This is a genomic window from uncultured Leptotrichia sp. (assembly GCF_938036635.1).
GTDB classification, from domain to species: domain Bacteria; phylum Fusobacteriota; class Fusobacteriia; order Fusobacteriales; family Leptotrichiaceae; genus Leptotrichia; species Leptotrichia hongkongensis.
This window is the reverse complement of the sequence record NZ_CALHQO010000361.1, coordinates 1-1279: the sequence shown is the minus strand read 5'-3', so window position 1 is coordinate 1279 and position 1279 is coordinate 1. Positions and strand designations below refer to the sequence as shown.

The 1279-nt window shown below is 28.9% G+C and carries 1 protein-coding gene; it reads right to left on the bottom strand.

Annotated features, from left to right (window positions below; translation table 11 throughout):
- Positions 1–90: 90 nt before the first annotated feature.
- Positions 91–1092, bottom strand: a complete 1002-nt coding sequence (locus Q0370_RS07240; RefSeq protein ID WP_299574001.1) for an ABC transporter substrate-binding protein — start codon at positions 1090–1092, stop codon at positions 91–93.
- Between the last annotated feature and the right edge of the window lie 187 nt (positions 1093–1279).

Below are 1279 nucleotides of genomic sequence, written 5' to 3'. Positions count from 1 at the left end.
CTTGTTCGGAAATTTAATAATCCTTATCTTTTTACATGTAATATTTATTTTGTTATATTTCTAAATTTATACAGCTATTAAGCAAAACTGTTAATTTTTTTTAGTTTCTACCATTTTAGCTTGTTTTAAAATGCTTTCTGGTATTTTTATTCCTAATAACTGCATGTTTTGCTTATTAATTTCAATTTGTAAATTTTTAACTGTTTCTATTGGAATTTCACTTGGTTTTTTGCCTTTTAGTAAAATTTCTGCTGCTATTTCTCCAGAACGGTAACCGATATTGTAGTCGGTAGTTCCTTGTGAAATTAGCCCTCCTGCATTCGAGTAAACGTCATTTGTAGCTAGGATCGGAACTTTTGCATTGTTAAAAACATCAAGTATTGCTGCAAAATATGATGCTACTGTATTATCTTGAATAGCATAATATATATCAATATTCTTTGAAATAAGATTTGCTGCGGCAACCATTTCTGTACCATTTGTAACAGCTTTTTCTACTACTGTGAATCCATACTCTCCTGCCAGTTTTTTTAAATTATTTACTTCAGAAACTGAATTTTGTTCAGACGAATTATAAATGATTCCTATTTTTTTCGCTTCTGGTAATAATTCTCTCATTAATTTTAAATTTTCTGTAATTGGGGCTGCGCCACTTGTTCCTGTAACATTAGGAATTCCTACTAGTCCTGCACTTTTTGGATCTGTAACTGAACCAAATATAACTGGTGTTTCTTTTCCAATCTGATTTTTAGCTGCTTGTGCAGTTGGTGTTGTAATTGCAAATACCAAATCTTTTTTGTCTGCTGCAAATTGCTGCATAATTAGAGTCTGATTACTCATGTCATTATTTGCAATTTTATCATCATAATCAGCCTTTACTCCGGCTTTTGCTAATGCATCTTTAAAACCCTGCTTTGCTGCATTTAATGCTGGATGATCTACAATCTGTGACAATCCAATCTTATAAACCTTTTCATTAACTTTGGAATCCTTTTTTTGTTCTTGAGAATCATTACTTTTTTTATTTCCGCAAGATAAAAGCATCCCTCCTAACATACCAAATAATAGTACACCTCTCATAATTTTTTTCATCTGTTTTCCTCCTAAAATAAATAATTTTTGAATCGTATTATTATTTTACCATATTTTTTAAAAATTTCCAGCATATTTTAATAAATTTATCAATTAGAGTAATTTAAAGCAGGAAAAGAAAAAAAGTAGATACTAAAATTACAAAATTTAAGTTTAGTAAAATAATTAATATTTTTACCAAAAAGAT

Excerpts from the sequence above, each read along its gene's own strand:
- Q0370_RS07240 (WP_299574001.1), bottom strand. The coding sequence starts at position 1,092 with ATGAAAAAAATTATGAGAGGTGTACTATTATTTGGTATGTTAGGAGGG.